The organism is Rhodococcus sp. DMF-1 (assembly GCF_021441945.1).
Lineage (GTDB): Bacteria > Actinomycetota > Actinomycetes > Mycobacteriales > Mycobacteriaceae > Rhodococcus > Rhodococcus ruber.
On the sequence record NZ_CP090442.1, the window covers coordinates 2089354 to 2108603 of the forward strand.

21 protein-coding genes and 1 riboswitch are annotated in these 19250 nt (G+C 71.0%); of the genes, 7 read left to right on the forward strand and 14 right to left on the reverse strand.

From position 1 onward, the window contains the following. Window positions 1-12: 12 nt before the first annotated feature. From LZP97_RS09540 to LZP97_RS09580, 9 genes are all read right to left on the reverse strand, one after another. Window positions 13-453: a hypothetical protein gene (locus tag LZP97_RS09540; RefSeq protein WP_010594361.1), complete on the reverse strand. Its 441-nt coding sequence runs from the start codon at window positions 451-453 to the stop codon at window positions 13-15. Then, on the reverse strand, window positions 450-1670 hold the full coding sequence (locus LZP97_RS09545; protein ID WP_017680376.1) for an ArsA family ATPase: 1221 nt from the start codon (window positions 1668-1670) through the stop codon (window positions 450-452). Before LZP97_RS09545 ends, LZP97_RS09540 begins: the two co-directional genes overlap by 4 nt. Before the next feature lie 32 nt (window positions 1671-1702). After that, window positions 1703-2140, reverse strand: a complete 438-nt coding sequence (locus LZP97_RS09550; RefSeq protein WP_010594359.1) for an SRPBCC family protein — start codon at window positions 2138-2140, stop codon at window positions 1703-1705. A 124-nt stretch (window positions 2141-2264) separates the two neighbouring features. Beyond that, complete coding sequence (locus LZP97_RS09555; RefSeq protein WP_010594358.1) at window positions 2265-2663, reverse strand: hypothetical protein; 399 nt, start codon at window positions 2661-2663, stop codon at window positions 2265-2267. Window positions 2664-2738: 75 nt separating this feature from the next. Continuing rightward, a complete protein-coding gene (locus LZP97_RS09560) occupies window positions 2739-3866 on the reverse strand; it encodes a glycosyltransferase family 4 protein (RefSeq protein ID WP_234575014.1) in 1128 nt (375 codons plus the stop codon). Between the two features lie 42 nt (window positions 3867-3908). After that, a complete protein-coding gene (locus tag LZP97_RS09565; protein ID WP_099527994.1) occupies window positions 3909-5237 on the reverse strand; it encodes a hypothetical protein in 1329 nt (442 codons plus the stop codon). A 56-nt stretch (window positions 5238-5293) separates the two neighbouring features. Then, entirely contained in the window at window positions 5294-6337 is a 1044-nt protein-coding gene (locus LZP97_RS09570; RefSeq protein WP_174557560.1) for an NlpC/P60 family protein, read from the reverse strand. A gap of 197 nt (window positions 6338-6534) precedes the next feature. After that, the gene (locus LZP97_RS09575; protein WP_010594353.1) at window positions 6535-7116 is read right to left on the reverse strand and encodes a C40 family peptidase; all 582 of its coding nucleotides are present in this window, start codon (window positions 7114-7116) and stop codon (window positions 6535-6537) included. Window positions 7117-7130: 14 nt separating this feature from the next. Beyond that, a riboswitch (cyclic di-AMP (ydaO/yuaA leader) is annotated at window positions 7131-7297 on the reverse strand. Window positions 7298-7445: 148 nt separating this feature from the next. Further along, window positions 7446-7607: a hypothetical protein gene (locus tag LZP97_RS09580; RefSeq protein ID WP_017680373.1), complete on the reverse strand. Its 162-nt coding sequence runs from the start codon at window positions 7605-7607 to the stop codon at window positions 7446-7448. A gap of 195 nt (window positions 7608-7802) precedes the next feature. Here LZP97_RS09580 and LZP97_RS09585 point away from each other — a divergent pair, with 195 nt between their 5' ends. Together LZP97_RS09585 and LZP97_RS09590 are read left to right on the forward strand one after the other, a co-directional pair. Next, the gene (locus tag LZP97_RS09585; protein ID WP_442792842.1) at window positions 7803-9584 is read left to right on the forward strand and encodes a DEDD exonuclease domain-containing protein; all 1782 of its coding nucleotides are present in this window, start codon (window positions 7803-7805) and stop codon (window positions 9582-9584) included. A 42-nt stretch (window positions 9585-9626) separates the two neighbouring features. Next, a complete protein-coding gene (locus LZP97_RS09590; protein ID WP_003934124.1) occupies window positions 9627-9902 on the forward strand; it encodes an Lrp/AsnC family transcriptional regulator in 276 nt (91 codons plus the stop codon). 54 nt (window positions 9903-9956) lie between these two features. On the opposite strand, the gene trpD is transcribed toward LZP97_RS09590, so the two are convergent. Both trpD and LZP97_RS09600 read right to left on the reverse strand, forming a co-directional pair. Then, window positions 9957-11030, reverse strand: a complete 1074-nt coding sequence (gene trpD, locus LZP97_RS09595; RefSeq protein WP_026137668.1) for an anthranilate phosphoribosyltransferase — start codon at window positions 11028-11030, stop codon at window positions 9957-9959. 65 nt (window positions 11031-11095) lie between these two features. After that, a complete protein-coding gene (locus LZP97_RS09600; protein WP_048770970.1) occupies window positions 11096-11542 on the reverse strand; it encodes a hypothetical protein in 447 nt (148 codons plus the stop codon). Between the two features lie 137 nt (window positions 11543-11679). Here LZP97_RS09600 and ctaE point away from each other — a divergent pair, with 137 nt between their 5' ends. The 4 genes from ctaE to qcrB all read left to right on the forward strand — a co-directional run bounded on the left by ctaE (window position 11680) and on the right by qcrB (window position 15994). Beyond that, complete coding sequence (ctaE, locus tag LZP97_RS09605; RefSeq protein ID WP_010594348.1) at window positions 11680-12291, forward strand: aa3-type cytochrome oxidase subunit III; 612 nt, start codon at window positions 11680-11682, stop codon at window positions 12289-12291. Between the two features lie 63 nt (window positions 12292-12354). Next, complete coding sequence (qcrC, locus tag LZP97_RS09610) at window positions 12355-13224, forward strand: cytochrome bc1 complex diheme cytochrome c subunit (protein WP_026137666.1); 870 nt, start codon at window positions 12355-12357, stop codon at window positions 13222-13224. Continuing rightward, window positions 13221-14348, forward strand: coding sequence for a cytochrome bc1 complex Rieske iron-sulfur subunit (gene qcrA / locus LZP97_RS09615; RefSeq protein WP_010594346.1), 1128 nt, complete (start codon window positions 13221-13223; stop codon window positions 14346-14348). The genes qcrC and qcrA overlap by 4 nt, the downstream gene beginning before the upstream one ends. Continuing rightward, a complete protein-coding gene (qcrB, locus tag LZP97_RS09620; protein ID WP_010594345.1) occupies window positions 14345-15994 on the forward strand; it encodes a cytochrome bc1 complex cytochrome b subunit in 1650 nt (549 codons plus the stop codon). The genes qcrA and qcrB overlap by 4 nt, the downstream gene beginning before the upstream one ends. A 138-nt stretch (window positions 15995-16132) precedes the next feature. Here qcrB and LZP97_RS09625 read toward each other — a convergent pair whose 3' ends face one another. After that, window positions 16133-17008: a cytochrome c oxidase assembly protein gene (locus tag LZP97_RS09625; RefSeq protein WP_165276436.1), complete on the reverse strand. Its 876-nt coding sequence runs from the start codon at window positions 17006-17008 to the stop codon at window positions 16133-16135. A 167-nt stretch (window positions 17009-17175) separates the two neighbouring features. Between LZP97_RS09625 and LZP97_RS09630 the strand changes: the two genes are divergently transcribed. Further along, window positions 17176-17487, forward strand: a complete 312-nt coding sequence (locus LZP97_RS09630; RefSeq protein ID WP_010594342.1) for a hypothetical protein — start codon at window positions 17176-17178, stop codon at window positions 17485-17487. A gap of 102 nt (window positions 17488-17589) precedes the next feature. Here LZP97_RS09630 and LZP97_RS09635 read toward each other — a convergent pair whose 3' ends face one another. Then, complete coding sequence (locus LZP97_RS09635) at window positions 17590-18006, reverse strand: cytochrome c oxidase subunit 4 (RefSeq protein WP_010594341.1); 417 nt, start codon at window positions 18004-18006, stop codon at window positions 17590-17592. 31 nt (window positions 18007-18037) lie between these two features. Then, a complete protein-coding gene (gene ctaC / locus LZP97_RS09640) occupies window positions 18038-19102 on the reverse strand; it encodes an aa3-type cytochrome oxidase subunit II (RefSeq protein ID WP_234575016.1) in 1065 nt (354 codons plus the stop codon). Window positions 19103-19250 lie beyond the last annotated feature (148 nt).

Consider the following 19250-nt stretch of genomic DNA (forward strand, 5'->3'; position numbering starts at 1 on the left):
GCGTGGGTCCGATCAGCGTCGGATCGTGACCGAGATCGGCACGAACGTGCCGTTGCGGCCGGGAGCCGGAGGCGGGTCCTGCGGACCGGGCGCGTCGGGGGCGGGTCCTCGGGCCGGAAGGTACCGGGCGAGCAGGTCCCGCAGCAGCGCGATCAGGGCCGCGATCTGAGTTGCGAGCCGGGTGAGGAGCTCGTGCGGCTCGCCCCGGACGGCGGCGGCCACGGCGCACAGCGGGCACCAGCTGCAACCGCCCGCCGTCGAGGCGGACGTGTCGGTAGCGGGCTCGGTCCCCGCATCGGGCGACACCGAATCGGGCGACACCGAGCCGGGCGCCGGCGACCGGGGGGACGACTCCGGCTCGGCGAATCGCTGCACCGTCTGCTCGAGCCGGTCGAGGACGGCATCGGCCAGCGCCCGCAGTTCGGCGACGAGGACGTCGTGGTCGGCGCTCATCGGGGCCACACCGCGGGATCGGGACGGAACCGCACCAGCAGGTCGGATCCTTCGAACTCGGCGCCGGCGACGGTGCAGCGCCGCAGACCGGACGCGAGCCGCACCCGGCGGCGCAGGCCGTCGGCGCCGATCACCAGGTCGTCGTCGACCCGGCCGAGCGTCAGCGATGCCGCATCCGCCAGCGGCAGATGCATCCGCATCGTGTACACCGCATCCACCCCTGTCCCCGATTCATGCTGGACCCGCACCGGCTCGAGGCCGGCATCCTCCTGCGTGAGCGGTGCTGCTCCGTCCGGATGCAGCGACTCCGCGAGCGCCGCCAGAGAGGCCAACCCTACCGGTTCGGCACACCGCTGCTCGCACTCGACCACGGTGACGTCGCCGAGGGTCGACGCGATCTCGGCCACGATCCGGCGCTGTCCGCCGCGCTGTTCGGCGAGCCAGGCCGCGGCGGGTCCGGTCTCCTCTGCCGGGAGGTCCGGGACGATCCGGTTGAGGATCACGCGTTCCAGCCGTAGCCCGGACAGGGCCGTCCAGGACCGGAGTCGTCGCGTTTCGGCGATGCCGAGCCGGTCGGCGGTGGCGACGAGGTCGACTCGGGTGCGCGTGCGGTCGCCGAGCAGGTCCTGCACGGTCGAGACGTGTTCGACGACGCGGTCGACCAGTGCCACGACCAGGGCGAGGCGCGGGTCGGCCCCGGTCGCCGCGACGATGCGGCTGTGCCGGGGCCAGATCCGCTCGATGTACTCCGAGGCCGTTGCCGGCGCGGCGAGCATGCGGAAGGCGTCCGCGGATGCGGGCAGATCGACGATCACCTCGCCCCAGCGTCCCGACTCGGCCAGGCGGGCCACCTCCCCGAGGGCGAGGATCTCCTGCGCGCCGGGCAGGCCGGTGAGTTCCTCGGCCGCGGGGATCCCGAACCGGTCACCGTGCCCGTGGGCACCGCCCGCGGCGGCGAGCGCGGTCAGGAGCGCAAACCGCTGCTCGAGCAGCGCGAGCGAATCGATTTCCAGCGCGTCGAGACCCTCGGCGACCGGCACGATGCGGGCGTCCACGGACCCGGTCGACGCCGGATCGACGGCCAGCACGTCGGTCAGCGAGTGCGCCTGATCGAGCGAGACGACGAGGGTGGGAACTCCGGAGCGGGCTGCCGCGAGGGCGGTCGCCGCGGCGAGGGTCGTCTTTCCGGCGCCCCCCTTGCCGACGAACAGCCGCACGGCGGCGGGGCCGGGCCGCCCGGCGAGCCCGCTCAGCCTTCCACCCGCTTCTTGAGTTCCTTCAGCGCGGTGTCGGTGATCACCTTCTCGGCTTTCCGTTTGAACAGTCCGATCATCGGGATGGTCAGGTCCACCGTCAGCTCGTAGTACACGGTGGTGCCGCCCTCCGGCGCTTCGGTGAGGATGTAGGAACCGAACTGGGCCTTCTGGATCTCCCCGGCGACGAGCTCCCAGCTGACCGACCGGCCGTCGGAAGCCCACTCGTAGACCAGCTCGTACGTGTCGCGCACCACGCCTGCGTCGAGCACGAACCGGACCCGTTCGGCGCGGCCTCCGGACTCGACGGCGAGCACTTCCACGGATTTCGCTGCCGAGACCCAGGCCGGGTACGCGTCGAAATCGGCGATCACGGCCATCACCCGATCCGACGGAGCATCGATGGTGATCGACCGCTTGGTCTTCTCGGCCATGCGACGAACGCTTCCTTTCCGTCTGTCCCCTCGTCCTACCGGATCGGCACACGCGGGAACCGCTGTCTATCACACCGTAGTAGTTCCGGTGCGGGCTCGTCGCCTGCAGGTACGGCCCCGTCGGTCAGGGGCGGGGGTCCTGTGGAGGTTCGCCGGCGGCGCGCCCGGCGTCGAGCCGCCGCTTGACGTCGAACGTCATGACCTTGCCGGCGACGCGGCGCCGGTGATTCATGGCGGCGAGATCCCACCCCCCCGCCTTCTCCGGCGGCATCCCGGCCGGTTCGCAGTGCAGGAAGTAGTGCACGATCGCGCCGTCGAGCATCGGCTCGAGCCAGACCTCCATCGTGCCGGTCAGCGCCCCGCCGACCGACCATCGGATGCCCTTCTCGGCTCGGTCCTCTCGGACCGTGAGGTCCAGGTCGGGCCACCACGAACGCCAGCGGTGGGGCTGGGCGATCTCGGCCGCGATCCGCCTCGGCGCCGCGGCGATGAAGGCCTGATCGGCCACCTGAATGCTGCTCACGGGGACAGCTTCACACATGGCCGGTCCCGGCTCGTCCAGGGGGTTGCATGGGGTCGGGGCCGGACGGTCGGCACGTCAGGCCAGCAGACGCCGCAGCTTCTCGCCGAGCACGTCCCACCGCCATTCGGCGCCCACCCAGGCGCGGCCCGCCGCGCCCATCGCCGCCGCGCGGTCGCGGTCGGCGAGCAGGTCGGCGACGGCGGCCGCCACCGCCGCGACCGACGTGCCGTCGACGACGACACCGGTCTCTCCTTCCCGCACTGTTTCGGGCGCGCCACCGGAGCGGCCCGCCACCACGGGCACCCCGGTGGCGGAGGCCTCGAGATAGACGATTCCGAGACCCTCGACGTCGAGACCGGCGCCGCGCGTACGGCACGGCATCGCGAACACGTCCGCGAGGGTGTGGTGGGCGGCGAGCTCGGCGGCCGGCACTCCTCCGGTGATCACGATGTGGTCCTCGACCCCGACCGTGCGGGCCAGCCTGCGGAGACGGTCGTGGTACGGGCCCCCGCCGACGATCACGAGCACCGCCCCGTCGACACGGCGCCGGACCTCGGGCAGTGCACGGATGAGCATGTCCTGGCCCTTGCGCGGCACGAGCCGGGACAGGCACAGCACGGTGGGGCGGTCCCCGAGCCCGTACCGGGCGCGCAGGTCCGCGCGCGCCGCTGGATCCGGCCGGAACACCTCGGTGTCCACGCCGGACGGCAGGTGCTCGAGACCTGCGCCGGGCCCGAACGCCGAGGCGAATCGACCGCGGGTGTACCGGCTGACGTAGGTGACGGCGTCGGTGGTGTTGCCGATGCGGCGCAGCGCCCGCCGTCCGGCGGGCACCATCGACCAGCCGACCTCGTGCCCGTGGGTGCTGGCCACGATCCGGCGGGCGCCGGCGCGACGCAACCCGGGAGCGAGCAGGGCCAGCGGCGCCGCAGCGCCGAACCACACGGTCTCGCAGCCGCGATCGGTCATCAGCCGGGCCGCCCGCCGGGCCACGGCGGGGGTCGGCAACATCAGGGTCGTGGGGTGGCGGACGACCTCGAAGGGTTGCCGGGCGTCGAACTTCACGTGACTGTCCCCTCGCCATCGCGGGGCGTAGACGACCAGGTCGTCGGGCGGCACCTGGGCCGCGAACGCCTGCAGGTAGGACTGGATCCCCCCGGGCCGAGGCGGAAAGTCGTTGGTGACCAGCAGCGTTCGGGGCATGCGCTCACCGTAGGCGGTGCCGCGGTGGGTCCGGACGGCGGGTCAGCCAACGGGAGCCGGCACCTGCCTCTCGAGCCGGCTCCCCCATCGGTCGACGAGCTGATCCGCGTCCACACCGAGCACGTCGCCGAGGGCGGCGTCGAGCTCCCGGGTGCCGGCAGGCCCGGCGGACAGCCGCCGGTACAGGGCGGTGAGCCGCTCGCTGCCGAACTCCTCGGCGACGAACGCCGCGATCGACCACGCGCTCTCGTACGCCAGGCGCGCGCCGTCGCCGGCGAACTCGGCGTCCGCGGGCAGCGTGCTCGGCGCCCCGCGCTCGGCGACGACCGCGGCGAGGGTGGGCGCGATCGCGGCGAGGTCGCCGCCGGCACCGCGGTAGCCCACGTAGTCGGCATAGCCCTCGAGAATCCACAGCGGCGACCCGTCCACGGTGTCGGTGCGCGCCGCGACATGGGTGAGTTCGTGGCGCAGGATCGCCCGCAGCCCCGCCTCGTCCAGCCGCTGCTCGGCGGCGGGACTGAAGACGATGCGTTGACCGGTGGCCCGGCCCCGCTCGTGGTCGACGACGTCGGAGACCGCGACGGCAGCGATGTCCGCGCCGTTGTAGCGGCTGCCGACCTGCGCGGTGAACTCGTCGTGCGAGGCGGTGACGAGCACGAGGGCGCGGCGGGGCCATCCGGTTCCCCACACGGCGTCCACGGCCTCGACGGCGGAGGCGAGTTCGGCGGCGATGTCGGCGACGAGGGACGAGTGCTCGGGGTGGCCCACGACGAGGGACCGGTTCCCGGCCCCGGTCTCCACTGCCCGGACCTCGAGTGGGCCGAAGTCCCACGGCCCCCGCCAGGTAGTGGTGTCCGTACCCGGCAGCGGGCGGTCGTCGACGAGGTGCCACCGCTCTCCCCGGCGGGCGAGGACCACCGTCACGGGCTTGCGCGTGGGTTCGTCGTCGATCCCTTCGACGGCGTAGCGCAGCAGGACGGTGAGGGCACGGGCCTCGTCGGCGCCGAGCCGGGCCACCAGGTCGCCGGTGACGTCGGTCCCGAGGTCCGGTCCGAGCTCGTAGGCGAAGTCCGCCAGCGGCAACGCGGCCAGGGCTTCGGCGCGGCGCACCTCCGCCTCGAGCAGACCCGGGCGGGCGCGGGGATCCACGACGGTGGCGAGCACCGCCCGGTCGGCGGTGCGCACGGCCCGGGACCATGCATCGAGCAGTCCCTGCACAGCGCGGTGCGACGCCGGTTCGGCCGGGCCGTCGTCGGGCGTGAACGCGAGCGAGAGACCGACGGCCACGACCGCGACGACCAGTCCGGCGACACCGAGCCGTTCCCACCGGCGACTGCCAGGGGGACGGGGCGACGAGTAGGGCGCGGGCACGGCGGCCAGTGTAGGTCGCGCCCACGACCGCGCCGCGGGGGTGGGCGCGACGGACGTCAGTACCGGCGGGCGTTGTGGAACGGCATCCTGTCCATCGGGGCAACCTTGACCGGCACGCCGTAGGTGGAGGCGTGCAGGACGTTGCCGTTGCCCGCGTACAGCCCCACATGCGAGGCGTCGTCGTAGAACGTCACGACGTCGCCGGGTTGGAGCTGATCCCGCGGGACGGGGGTGCCCCCCTGCGCCTGGGCCTGGCTCGACCGCGGCAGGTTCTTGCCGATCTGCTTGTAGGCCCACACCACCAGGCCGGAGCAGTCGAACTCGGACGGGCCGGTGGCACCCCAGCTGTACGGGCTGCCGATCCGGGTCATGCCGGCCTGCAGGGCGCCGCTGCCGCTGCCGGGGGCCAGACTCGACAGGATCTTCTCGGCATCGAATCCCGGGGGGAAGGGGGCGCCGGCCAGGGTGGCCTTCTCCTCGGCGCTCAGGTCGGCAAAGGCCGCGAGCACCTCGTCGATCCGGGCCTCGAGTTCGCTCTGCTGCCGTTGCAGCTCGTCCCGCACGACCTGGGCCTGCTCGGCGGCGGCGCGGGCCTCGTCGGCCGAACGCTCGGATGCGAGCGCAGCCTCCGCGGCCGCGGCCGACGCGGTGCGGAATCCCGCGACCTGGTCGGCGGTCTGGTGGGCGATGACGTCGAGCGCCGACATCTGGTCGAGCAGCTGCTGGGGCGAATCGCTGACCATCAGGGCGAACAGCCGGTTGGTGCGGGCACCGCGATAGTTGGCGACGGCGAGCTTGTCCACGGTGGGCCGGAAGACGGCCAGTTCCGCTTCCGCGGCGGCCAGCGCCTCGCGATCGCGCGCCAGAGCTGCCTCGGCGGCCCGCTGGGCCTCGACCTTCGCGTCGAGGTCGATTCCGGCGTTGTGCAGCGCCTCGGTGGTCTGCTCGGACTTGCGCGACAACTCGGCCAGCCGTTCCAGTGCGGCGGTGGGGCTCTCCCCCACCGGATCGGCACCGGCCGGGACGGCCACCGAGAACACCGCGAGGAGCACCCCGATCATCAGCGCCCGAAGCGACCGTTTCGTCCTGTCCACCACCACGGGACCAGGTCCTTTCGTTCGACGTTGCGCACCCGTTACCCGAAAAATCTCGATCAGGTTACGGAAGCGCTCCGGTTCGTGTCTACCCGCCGGTAGCTCACCCTGCGCCGGTAGTGCCCGTCCGGAGCGTCAGCGGGGGCGGACCGGCGTCGACCGGTCCGCCCCGCTGCAGTGCGTGACAGTCGTGGAGTCGTCGCTCAGTAGCGGCGGGCCCCGTCGACCGGCATCGAGTTCATCGGCGCGATCTTCACGGGCTGACCCGAGGTCGACGCGTGGATGACGTTGCCGTTGCCGATGTAGATGCCGGAGTGGCTACCGCCGTAGAACGACACGACGTCGCCGGGCTGCAGCGCGGAGACGTCCACGGCCCGGCCGGCGGCGGCCTGGTCGTAGCTCGTGCGCGGCAGGTTCAGACCGGCCTGCTTGTAGGCCCACTGCACCAGGCCGGAGCAGTCGAAGGCATTCGGACCGGCGGCGCCGTAGACGTAGGGGGCGCCGAGCTTGCTGTGGGCTGCGTCCACGGCGCGCTGGGCGACCGAGGTGACCGGCGCACTGAAGGGCGCGGCCGGAGCCGGTGCGGCACCCTGCGGGGCCGGCGGGACGAGGTTGGCGACCTCCGGCGGGAGGGTCACGCCGGCCGGCAGGTCGAACGAGCCGACGCCGGGGATGGTGACCGGCTCGGCGAGTGCGGGTCCGGCAGAGACGGTGACCGCACCGAGAGCGAGGGCACCGGCAACGACAGCGCGCCGGACGGTGCGCTTGGAAATCTGAGACGCCACGAGGGGTTTGCTCCATTTCTTCCGTTCGTCCGCCGACCGAGTTAGCTGACGGGTTCGGGCTGGGAAGATCAGCCCTACCCCCCGTTCCGCGGGTGCGGTCGGAGGGATTCACCCCAGAGGACAACGTGGGTCCCCGGCTCGGGCACCCGTTGCGGATGCGCCGATTAGGCGGTGACCGAGCGGCGTCTCCCCTCTGGTGGTTCGACATCCTCACCGCTTGGTCTCGAAAAGATTACGAAATCGCATCGGAGGATGTCGACCGCCCGCGCCGTACGCGCCGCGGATTGACGGATATGCCCGATTCGGGCCGGACGGCTCCGGCCGTTCGATCACGGAAACGTAACGGTCGGTTCGAGGGACGACGGCACGGCGGCCACCTCCGGCACGTCCCGCGCCGACCACCGGCCCGCTGCCACGTCGCCGCAGGTCTCGCGGGCGATCGCGGCGGCGAGGACGCCCGCGACACCGCCCACCGCGGCGACACGTCCCACCGCACCACCCGAGTCGTTACCCCGTCGGCGCGCCGCCCACACCCGCCCGGGCGATCGGCGATGTGATCCTCGTCTCGTCGAGCCGACTCCGGGCGTCCGACCCCTCTCTTCCCCCACCCGGCGGTGTCGGATCCCTCTGCCGGCGTGCCGGATCCCCCTCCCCGCGGTGTCGGACCCGACTCCTACCCTGACGACGTGACCGTGCCCCGCCGACCCGATCCCGCCGTCGGGGTGCAGCTCGGGTTCGACGAACTGGACACGCCGTTGCGGGAGACGTTGTTCGTCGTCGTCGACCTCGAGACCACCGGCGGCAGTTCCACGGACGACGCCATCACGGAAATCGGCGCGGTCAAGATCCGTGGCGGCGAGGTTCTCGGCGAGTTCGCCACGCTCGTCGACCCGGGCCGTTCGATCCCGCCGAACATCGTCCAGCTCACCGGCATCACGACCGCCATGGTGCGTTCCGCGCCCCGGATCGAGCAGGTTCTGCCCTCGTTCCTCGAGTTCGCCGCCGGGGCCGTGCTCGTCGCGCACAACGCGGGCTTCGACGTCGGGTTCCTGCGGGCCGCAGCGTCCCGCGCCGAGGTCGCGTGGCCCCGGTTCACGGTGCTGTGCACGGTCAAGCTCGCCCGCCGCGTGCTCGGCCGGGACGAGGCCCCGTCCGTGCGACTGTCGGCGCTGGCCGAATTGTTCCGTGTGTCCACCACGCCCACGCACCGTGCTCTCGACGATGCCCGCGCCACCGTCGACGTCCTGCACGCGCTCATCGAGCGCGTCGGGAACCAGGGCGTCCACAGCCTCACCGAACTGCGGGACTATCTGCCGGCGGTCACCGCGGAGCAACGCGCCAAGCGGTCCCTCGCGGCACACCTGCCGCGACGGCCCGGTGTGTACCTGTTCCGCGGGCCCTCCGACGAGGTGCTGTACATCGGTACGGCCGTCGACCTGCGCCGCCGCGTGCGCAACTACTTCACCGGTTCCGAGACCCGGCCCCGGCTGAGGGAGATGGTGGCGCTCGCCACCCGGATCGACCACGTGGAATGCGCCCATGCCCTCGAGGCGGGGGTGCGGGAGTTGAGGCTGCTCGCCGCGCACGCCCCGCCCTACAACCGCCGCTCCAAGTTCCCCGCCCGGGGCTGGTGGATCACCCTCACCGACGAGGCGTTCCCCCGGCTGTCCGTCGTGCGGACACCCGTCGCGGCTCCCCCGCATCCGGTCGGCGGCCCCACCGTCGACGCCGTCGGCCCGTTCTCGTCGCGGGCCGACGCCGCCGCCGTCGCCACCACCGTCGCCGAGTTCTGCCGCCTTCGGACCTGCACCCGCCGGATCCCCCGCACGAAGCGCCACGGCGAGCACTGCCCGCCGGACGCCGTCGGAGCCTGCGCTGCCGCAGTAGCCGGACTGCAGACACCCGCCGAGTACGCGCAGCAGGTGGATCTCGCCCGCGCCCTGCTTCGCGGCGACGACGACGAGCCGCTGCATCGGATGCGCCGGCGTGTCGAACACCTCGGCGCTGCCGAACTGTTCGAGAGCGCGGCCCGGTTGCGGGACCGGACGGCCGACGCCGTGCTCGCACTGCGCCGGACGCAGCGCCTGGCCGCGCTCGCGGCGGTGGACGAGCTGGTCGCCGCCCGCCGGCGCGTCGAGGGCGGCTGGGAGTTCGCGGTGATCCGGGCGGGCCGGCTCGCGGGGGCGGGAGTCGCTCCGCGCGGCGTCCCGCCGATGCCCGTGGTCGACGCGATCGTCGCGGCAGCCGAGACGGTGCGGCCGACGACGGCGCCGTTGCGCGGCGCGCTCGTCGAGGAACTCGGCCTGCTGGTCCGCTGGCTCCACGACGACGGGGTCCGCATCGTCCGAACCTCCCAGGGCTGGTCCGAGCCGCTTCGCGGCGCCGGCGCCTGGGCGCAGTGGGGTGAACTCGCCCGGACGGCACGTGCCGGGGCCGAGCCGGTCCCGGTCGCGCACCCCCTACGCTGAGTGCTCGCCCGCACGTGCGTTCCCGGCAGCCGAGGAGAGCTCATGATCCACGCCATCGTCCTGATCCACGCCGACGCCCACCGGATTCCGGAGACCGCTCAGGCGGTCGCGGATCTGGCCGGTGTCGACAAGGTGTACTCCTGCGCCGGCGACATCGACCTGATCGCGCTGCTGCGGGTGCGGGACCACGAAGAGATCGCCGAGGTCGTCACCCGCGGGATCAACAAACTCGAGGGCGTGGCCAAGACGGCGACGCACATCGCCTTCCAGTCGTACTCGAGCGCCGATGTCGAGGCCGGGTTCTCGATCGGCGAATAGGACGGATGCCCGGTCCGCCCCGCGGTCACCTCGACCCGGCGGCGAGCCGGGTGGTCACCTCGACCCGGCGGCGAGCCGGGTGGTCACCTCGGCCCAGCGAGCGAGGACAGCCGCCGCAGCGCCCGAGTCCAGCGCCTCGGCTGCGGTCTGCATCCCCGCCGCCAGGGCACTGGCGAGCGACCCCTCGAACCCCCGGAAGGCGGCGATCGCCCCGGCGGCGTTGAGCAGGACCGCATCGCGCACCGGGCCGTGCTCCCCGGCGAGGACCGCCCGCGCAATCACGGCGTTGTCGGTGGCGTCGCCGCCGCGCAGCGCCTCGAGCGGCACCCGGGCGACGCCCAGGTCGGTGGGATCGAGGCTCACGGTGCTCACGTGGCCGTCCCGGACGACGTACACCGTCGACGTCGTGGACGTGGTCAGTTCGTCGAGACCGTCGTCGCCGCGCACGACGAGGGCCGAGTTGCCCCGCTCGGCGAGGACCCCGGCGACCGTGCCGATCAACTCCGGGAAGGCGCATCCGATCAGGCCGGCGCGGGGCCGGGCCGGGTTGGTCAACGGCCCGAGCACGTTGAACACCGTGGGAATGCCGATCTGCTTGCGCGGTGCGGCTGCGAACCGGAGCGCCGGGTGGTAGACGGGTGCGAAACAGAAGCCGATACCGGCCTCGGCGACCGACTCCGCGACGGCCTCGGGACCGAGGTCGATGTGCACGCCCAGCGCTTCGAGCACGTCCGCGCCGCCGCTCTTCGACGACGCCGCCCGGTTGCCGTGCTTGACGACCCGGATCCCGCACGCCGCCACCACCAGCGACGCCATGGTGGAGATGTTGACCGTGTTCGCCCGGTCCCCTCCGGTGCCCACGATGTCGACGACGTCGTCGTCCACCGGCACCAGGCGCGCATGAGCGAGCATCGAGTCGGCGAGGCCGAGCAGTTCCTCGGGGGTCTCGCCCTTCATCTTCAGCGCGACGCCGAACGCGGCGATCTGCGCGGCCGTGGCGTTGTCGGACATGATCTCGTCCATCGCCCACTGGGCCTCCGCCCGGGCGAGGTCGCGTCCGGCGGTGAGCGCACCGAGGACCGCCGGCCAGCTCCGGGCCACCGCATCCGCCTGTCGTCCAGCGTTCATCGCACCTGCCCTCGCCGCATCTCGCTCCTTTGTCCGACGCCGTCGTCGGCGGCGCACGGAGGAGCTTAGTCAGCGCCCGTCGCCGGCTGCAGGGCGTCCCACCCCAGCGCGGTGCCGCCCAGGCGCTGGGCGAGGGAGGCCATCCGCGACCGTTCCTGCGAACAGTGCAGCGCATCGAGCACCTGCACCCGCTGCAGCAGGACGGCCTCGAGGCCGGTCCCGGCGGGACGCGCGGGCTGTGCGGGGGCGTACCCGTCCCGTCCACAGAGGGCGATCGCCTGATCCACCGAATCGGCCGGCAGTTCGAGGTGATGGCGCAGCACGGCTTCCGCTTCCGGGGACCAGGCCGGTTCCGACGCCGAGCCCCGCTCGAGGGCGGTCGAACAGGCCTCGACGTCGTCGAAGGACGAGACCACCACCACCAGGTCCGGCCGCGACGGATCGAGCGGCTCCGGACGCCTGCGTGAGAACACCCGGCGGACCCGGCTCCACACCCCTGCACCACTGCTCATCGCACCACGATCCCATGCTCGGCGACGGGGCGCGACGACCCCCCGGATCGGGGACTCACAGGCCGGTCACCAGCAAAGACGCGCCGATTTCAGCCCCGAGTGCCCAAGAGTTACTACGACCAGTCATACTTGCGAACGTGACGAGCGCAGTAGGGACTTCAGGAACTGCAATCACCCAGCGCGTGCACTCGCTGAACCGGCCCAATCTGGTCAGCGTCGGCACCATCGTGTGGTTGTCCAGTGAGCTCATGTTTTTCGCAGGGCTCTTCGCCATGTACTTCGTGGCCCGGGCACAGGCCGACGGCAACTGGCCGCCGGAGCCTGTCCATCTCAATCTGGCGCTGGCGGTGCCGGTCACCCTCGTGCTGATCGCCTCCTCCTTCACCTGCCAGATGGGCGTGTTCGCCGCCGAACGCGGCGACGTGTTCGGCCTCCGGCGGTGGTACCTCATCACCCTCGCCATGGGCACGTTCTTCGTGCTCGGCCAGGGCTTCGAGTACACCCAGCTGGTCGCGGAAGGCGTGACGATCTCGAGCATGGTCTGGGGGTCGGTCTTCTACATCACGACCGGATTCCACGGCCTCCACGTCATCGGCGGCCTCGTCGCCTTCGTGTTCCTCCTCGTACGCACGAGGGTCAGCAAGTTCACGCCGGCGCAGGCCACCGCAGCGATCGTCGTCTCCTATTACTGGCACTTCGTCGACATCGTGTGGATTGCGCTGTTTGCCACGATTTATTTCATCCGTTAGCCAGCTGAACGCCCAGGCAGCCCCCTGACGTCCAGTCCGTCCCGACATACCAAAGGGATACAGATGAGTTCATCCCCACCTCTCGCTTCCGAGGGTGACATGCCCGGTCAGTCCGCGGCCGCGTCCGCCAAGTCCCGCCGTCAGCGCAAGCTGCGCCGCCGCGTCACCGGTGCGCTGGTGCTCGCCCTCGGCCTGCTCAGCGCGGGCTTCCTCGCCTCCGCGCTGACCCCCGCGCCGCAGGTGGCGACGGCGAACGAGGATCAGTCGGCACTGATCCGCGAAGGCAAGCAGCTCTACGAGACCTCCTGCGTCACGTGCCACGGCGCCAACCTGCAGGGTGTGCAGGACCGCGGCCCGAGCCTGATCGGTGTCGGCGAGGCAGCCGTGTACTTCCAGGTCTCCACCGGCCGCATGCCGATGATGCGCAACGAGGCCCAGGCCCTGCGCAAGACGCCGAAGTTCGACGCGGCCCAGACGGACGCCCTCGGCGCCTACATCCAGGCCAACGGTGGCGGCCCCACGCTCATCCGCGACGAGAACGGTGAGATCGCGCAGTCCTCGCTGCGCGGCGACGACGTCGCGCGCGGCAGCGAACTGTTCCGCCAGAACTGCGCCTCGTGCCACAACTTCACCGGCCGGGGTGGCGCACTGTCGTCCGGCAAGTTCGCGCCCGTCCTCGACCCGGCGAACGAGCAGCAGATCTACACCGCGATGCTGACCGGTCCGCAGAACATGCCCAAGTTCTCCGATCGTCAGCTCACGCTGGAGGAGAAGCAGGACATCATCGCCTACGTCAAGGCGTCCAGCGAGACGCAGAGCCCCGGCGGATACGGCCTGGGCGGCTTCGGCCCCGCCTCCGAGGGCCCGACGATGTGGGTGGTCGGGATCGTCGCCGTCGTGGGTGCGGCACTGTGGATCGGAGCAAGGTCATGAGTGGCGGCGAAACGCCGAACAAGCACACGATCGAGAATCTCGATCAGATGAGCCGCGACGATCTCGTCGCGCTCGGCACCAACCTCGACGGTGTGGACGTGGCGTTCCGCAAGGATCGCTGGCCCGTCGGCGGCACCCGCGCCGAGAAGCGCGCGGAACGCAACGTCGCCTTCTGGTTCGGGCTGGCGGGCGTGTCGGCCCTCGCGTTCATCGCGGTGTTCATCTTCTGGCCGTGGGAGTACCAGGGCCCCGGGGAGGACAACTACGCGCTGTACAACCTGTACACGCCGCTGCTGGGCCTGACCCTGGGTCTGGCCATCCTCGGCGTCGGCGTCGGTGCGGTGCAGTTCACCAAGAAGTTCATTCCGGAGGAGGTGTCGATCCAGGATCGGCACGACGGTGTCTCCTCGGAGGTCGACCGGCGCACGATCGTCGCCGAGCTCTCCGACTCGCTGGACACCTCCACGCTGCCGCGCCGCAAGCTGATCAAGCGCACGGCGCTGTTCGGTGGCGGTGCCCTCGGCCTCGGCCTGATCATGCCGCTCGGCGGCCTGATCAAGAACCCCTGGGCCGAAGGCGACGACTCCCCGCTGTGGGTCTCGGGCTGGACCCCCCGGTACCCGGGCGAGACGATCTACCTGCGCCGCGACACCGGGCGCGTGAACGACATCGTCCTGGTCCGCCCGGAGGACCTCGACGCCGGCGGCATGGAGACCGTGTTCCCGTTCCGCGAGTCCGACCGCGGTGACGAGCACGCCCTCCTCGAGGGCCTGCGCGGCATCCGCAACGCCGTCATGCTGATCCGCCTGCGCACCGAGGACACCGCGAAGGTGATCAAGCGCAAGGGCCAGGAGAGCTTCAACTACGGCGACTACTTCGCCTACTCGAAGATCTGCACCCACCTGGGCTGCCCGACCTCGCTGTACGAACAGCAGACCAACCGCATCCTGTGCCCCTGCCACCAGTCGCAGTTCAATGCTCTGGAGTACGGCAAGCCCCTGTTCGGTCCTGCTGCTCGCGCACTGCCGCAGTTGCCTATTACAGTGAACGAAGAGGGCTTCCTCGTCGCCGGCGGCGACTTCATCGAGGCTCTCGGTCCGGCATTTTGGGAGCGTCGCCCGTGAGTACTGCAACACCGTCCCGCGCCGCCCACGCGGCGGAGAACATCGACTCGCGCTATCACCCGGCGGCCGGGTTGCGGCGTCAGATCAACAAGGTGTTCCCCACCCACTGGTCCTTCCTCCTGGGTGAGATCGCGCTGTACAGCTTCGTGATCCTGCTGATCTCGGGCGTGTACCTGACGCTGTTCTTCGATCCGTCCCTCGCGCACGTCGTCTACGACGGCGCCTACACCCCGCTGCGCGGCGTCACGATGTCGCGCGCGTACGAGACGACCCTGGACATCTCGTTCGAGGTGCGCGGCGGTCTGTTCGTCCGGCAGATCCACCACTGGGCTGCGCTGATGTTCGCCGCGTCGATCATCGTGCACCTGCTGCGCGTGTTCTTCACCGGTGCGTTCCGCCGTCCGCGCGAAGCGAACTGGGTGATCGGCTCGCTGCTGCTGATCCTCGCGATGTTCGAGGGCTTCTTCGGCTACTCGCTGCCCGACGACCTGCTCTCCGGCACCGGTCTTCGCGCCGCCCTGTCCGGCATCACCATCAGCATCCCGGTGATCGGCACGTGGATGCACTGGCTGATCTTCGGCGGCGACTTCCCGGGCATGCTCATCATCCCGCGCCTGTACGTCGCGCACGTCCTGCTGCTTCCGGGCATCATTCTCGCCCTGATCGCAGCCCACCTCGCGCTCGTCTGGTACCAGAAGCACACGCAGTTCCCCGGCCCCGGCCGTACCGAGCAGAACGTCGTGGGCGTCCGGATCCTGCCGGTGTTCGCCGTCAAGTCCGGCGCGTTCTTCGCCATCACCTTCGCGGTGCTGGCCCTGATGAGCGGTCTGCTCCAGATCAACCCGGTCTGGAACATCGGCCCGTACAACCCGTCGCAGGTGTCCGCCGGCTCGCAGCCCGACATCTACATGATGTGGACGGACGGCCTGGCCCGGATCTGGCCGGCCTGGGAGATCTACCTGTTCGGCCGGTACACGATCCCCGCGGTGTTCTGGATCGCGGTGATCATGGGCCTGGTCTTCGCGGTGCTGATCGCCTACCCGTGGATCGAGAAGAAGTTCACCAAGGACGACGCGCACCACAACCTGCTGCAGCGTCCGCGGGACGTCCCGGTCCGGACCGCGATCGGCGCGATGGCCCTGACCTTCTACGCCATCGCGACCATCATGTGCATCAACGACATCATCGCCTACAAGTTCGACATCTCGTTGAACGCGATGACGTGGATCGGCCGCATCGGCATCCTGCTCGGCCCGCCGCTCGCCTACTACCTGACCTACCGGTTCTGCCTGGGCCTGCAGCGCAGCGACCGTCAGGTGCTCGAGCACGGCATCGAGACGGGCATCGTCCGTCGCCTGCCGCACGGCGAGTACATCGAGATCCACCAGCCGCTCGGCCCGGTGGACGAGCACGGCCATCCGATCCCGCTCGAGTACCAGGGCGCTCCGGTGCCCAAGCGCATGAACAAGCTCGGCACCGCCGGCAAGCCCGGCGCGGGCAGCTGGTGGAGCGCGGACCCGGCCGAGGAGGCGACCGCCCTCGAGGCCGCGCACCACGAGGCCGAGGTCGAGCAGCGTGCCATCCTGAGCGAGTACCAGGAACGCGTCCACGGCACGCCGACGGACGGTGACGGCCGGACGCACTGACGCCCGTCCGAAGCCGGAGGCCCCGAACCGCACGCGGTTCGGGGCCTCTGCCGTTCGCGGGCATCCCGCACCCCTCCGAGCCGCGTGCGCGCATCCGACCGCTCCCCCACCTCGGCAGACGCCCGGGGCGACCGCCCGCTACCGTCCGGGTGTGTCGGCACTCCGGTGCCCACGCGGCGTCGCGCCGACACCGGTCCGAGGAGGAGCGTGGGGGCCCTCGGCTGCGTCCCGGCGGACGCTCCGGGCCCGGTCCCGGCCGGTACGGCGGTACCACTCCACGGCCAGCACGACGGCGAGCGCCACCTCGACGAGGTCACCGCCGTAGTACATCACCAACGCACCGGCCTGCAGATCCGACGTGGCGACCTCGTGACCGGGCGGTGGGGACGCGTAGAGGCTCTTGGCCAGGATCGCGTGTGCCGTCCCGGCGAGGAACAGGACCGCTGCCCGCGATCCGAGACCGTAGCGGTGCCGGACGGGGTCCACCTGGCAGATCGCGTAGGCGAACAGCACCCCGGCCGCGAACACGTGCAGATGGACGACCGCCCCGAGCAGCGGACTATGGTGCATGACCGCGAACAGGCCGGTGCGATACAGCAGCCACAGCCCACCCAGATCGAGAACGGCCGCGACCGGCGGAGCTGTGAGCACCGCGACGGGCCCCGAGTGCGCTACCGACACCAGCGCCCGTCGCGCGGGACCCGACTGCACCGCTCGCAAGGCGAGCGTGACGGGGCGTGCGAGCACGAGCAGCACCGGGCCCACCATCCCCACCCCCAAGTGGACACCCATGTGGCCGGTGAAAGCCGGCACCGGCAGGGGCACGGTCGCCGCAGCGACGATCGCACACCCGGCGACGAAGGACGCATCCCGTGCCCGCGACCAGACGTCGCCGCGCCGCCGAAGACGGCTCGACGCGGCAAGGTAGGTACCGGCGATTGCCGCGGCGACGACGACCACGAGCAGGTGCAGCAGCCCCGGACTGCCCGGGGCGAGCATCGAGTGGTCGTGCATGCCGTCGCCGCCTACCGGTGGTCCGCACGGACTGCCCGCACCAGCAGGACCGCGCCCACGACGAGGAGCACCAGGGCGAAACCGTTCCAGGCGAGGTCGTACGGCAGCAGCTCGACAACCGGGCCGTGCACTACGGGCAGGGTGCCGTGCTGAGAATAGTGCGGTCGGTGATGTCGGAGGTGGGGTTACGAGGGCCGTGGGCGTCCGCGAAGTTCACGGTTCTGCGGCTGACCAACGATCAGATCCTGGAGAATGCCACCGGGGTCGGTGCCCCGCCACAGACGTGGCCACGCTCGGAACTGGTGGTCGACGTCCTGCACAAGGCGGTGTACGCCTTCGTCACCGGGGTGGTCGCGGACGCTCTGGCAGCTCGCCGGGGCCGCGGACCGGGACAGCTGCACGCCGCGACTCTGCCGGGCCGGCATGCCGGTGTCGGTCCCGTGCCCCGCGACCTCGCCTCGGGCCGGTCGCCACGGTGACCCCCGACCGTCGTCCGCAGCACGGTGCTCCCGGAGACGCAGAAGCCCGCGGGGCGGCCTCACGATGAGGCCGCCCCGCGGGCGTCGTGCTTCTGCGTGCGCTCAGTGCTTCTCGGGTCCGACGTGGTACTCGAACACCAGGCCGGCCGCCGCAGCCAGGATCAGCACCACGGCGAGGACGATCAGCCACGGCTGGAAGAAGGCCAGCGCGATGGCGGCGAAGGCGGCCGCCCCCGCCAGCAGGATCGGCCAGTAGCTCCCCGCGCTGAAGAAGCCCAGGTCGCCTGCGCCGTCGCTGATCTCGGCCTCCTCGTAGTCCTCCGGGCGGGTGTCGAGGCGACGGGCCACGAAGCGGAAGTAGGTGCCGACGATCAGGGTCAGGCCCGCCGAGAGCACGATCGCCGTGAGGCCGGCCCACTCGATGCCCGTGCGGGACAGTCCGGTGAACACTCCGTAGACGATGGCGACGAGCACGAAGAACACCGTCACGACTTCGAAGAGCTTGGCTTCGATCTTCATATCAGCTTGTCCTTGGTCGGAGGGTTACCGGTCAGTTGCCCGCGGTGACGACGCCGCTGGCCGCCCGGTCGGTGCGGTCGGTCTTGAACGGGGTGGTGGACGTCGCGACCGGGGACTCGCCGATACGCTCGAGCGCCTGCGCGTTGGTCAGGCCCTGACCGCCGTCCTCTACGGGCTTGCGGAGCTCGATGTACTCCGCGAACCGCTCCGGGCTCACCGCGCGGACCTCGAAGTTCATCATTGCGTGGTAGGTGCCGCACATCTCGGCGCAGCGGCCGACGAACGCGCCTTCCTCCTGGATCTCGGAGATCTGGAAGACGGGATCGGAGCTGTTGTTCAGCGGGTTCGGATTGACGTCCCGCTTGAACAGGAACTCCGGCACCCAGAAGGAGTGGATCACGTCGGAGGAGGCGAGCACGAACTCGATCCGGCGGTCGGTCGGCAGGACGAGGACCGGGATCTCGTTGCTGGTGCCGACGGTCTCGATCTTGTTGTAGTGCAGGTACGACAGGTCCTCGGCCTCCTGACCGTGGATCGGTGCCGGCACCTCGTGCTCGCCGCCGGCATGCTCCTCGCCGTCACCGGCGACCGCGGCCTGGGCGATCTCGTCGGTGCCCTCGTAGCGCGCCGTGCCCTCACCGAGATCGATCGTGCGGTAGCCGAACTTCCAGTTCCACTGGAACGCCGTGACGTCGACCACGACGTTCGGGTTGTCCTCCTTCTCGAGGACGTAGTTCTGCACCACCACGGTGAAGTAGAACAGCACCGCGATGATGACGAACGGCACAGCCGTGTACAGCAGCTCGAGCGGCACGTTGTACGCCGTCTGCCGCGGGAACTCCGGCGAGTCCTTCTTCTTGCGGTGGAAGATGACCACCCAGAAGGTCAGGCCCCACACCAGCACACCCATGACGAGGGCGGCGACGACCGACCACGTCCACAGCTCACGCATACGCTCGGCCTGCGGGGTAATCCCCTCCGGCCAGCCGAAACGCAGGACTTCCTCGCTGCTGCATCCCGTCAGCAGCAGGGCTGCAATACCGAGAGATGCTGCCAGCCCGAACCGCCGAAGGATCCGACCTTGCGCCACGTTCACGCCTTCCTGATCGCCGCAATTCCACTAGGGCACACCCGGAGGGCAGACCCAATTACTACGCAGCGTAGACCAAACCCGGCTGCGATCCATCCCCGGGGCGCACACAACGTGTCGCGTCGTTGCGTGCCCGCTGCTCACGACAGGGTCG

Excerpts from the sequence above, each read along its gene's own strand:
- LZP97_RS09625 (WP_165276436.1), bottom strand. The coding sequence starts at position 17,008 with ATGCACGACCACTCGATGCTCGCCCCGGGCAGTCCGGGGCTGCTGCAC.
- qcrA (WP_010594346.1), top strand. The coding sequence starts at position 13,221 with ATGAGTGGCGGCGAAACGCCGAACAAGCACACGATCGAGAATCTCGAT.
- LZP97_RS09540 (WP_010594361.1), bottom strand. The coding sequence starts at position 453 with ATGAGCGCCGACCACGACGTCCTCGTCGCCGAACTGCGGGCGCTGGCC.
- LZP97_RS09635 (WP_010594341.1), bottom strand. The coding sequence starts at position 18,006 with ATGAAGATCGAAGCCAAGCTCTTCGAAGTCGTGACGGTGTTCTTCGTG.
- LZP97_RS09560 (WP_234575014.1), bottom strand. The coding sequence starts at position 3,866 with ATGCCCCGAACGCTGCTGGTCACCAACGACTTTCCGCCTCGGCCCGGG.
- qcrC (WP_026137666.1), top strand. The coding sequence starts at position 12,355 with ATGAGTTCATCCCCACCTCTCGCTTCCGAGGGTGACATGCCCGGTCAG.
- LZP97_RS09550 (WP_010594359.1), bottom strand. The coding sequence starts at position 2,140 with ATGGCCGAGAAGACCAAGCGGTCGATCACCATCGATGCTCCGTCGGAT.
- LZP97_RS09590 (WP_003934124.1), top strand. The coding sequence starts at position 9,627 with ATGATCCACGCCATCGTCCTGATCCACGCCGACGCCCACCGGATTCCG.
- LZP97_RS09600 (WP_048770970.1), bottom strand. The coding sequence starts at position 11,542 with ATGAGCAGTGGTGCAGGGGTGTGGAGCCGGGTCCGCCGGGTGTTCTCA.
- trpD (WP_026137668.1), bottom strand. The coding sequence starts at position 11,030 with ATGAACGCTGGACGACAGGCGGATGCGGTGGCCCGGAGCTGGCCGGCG.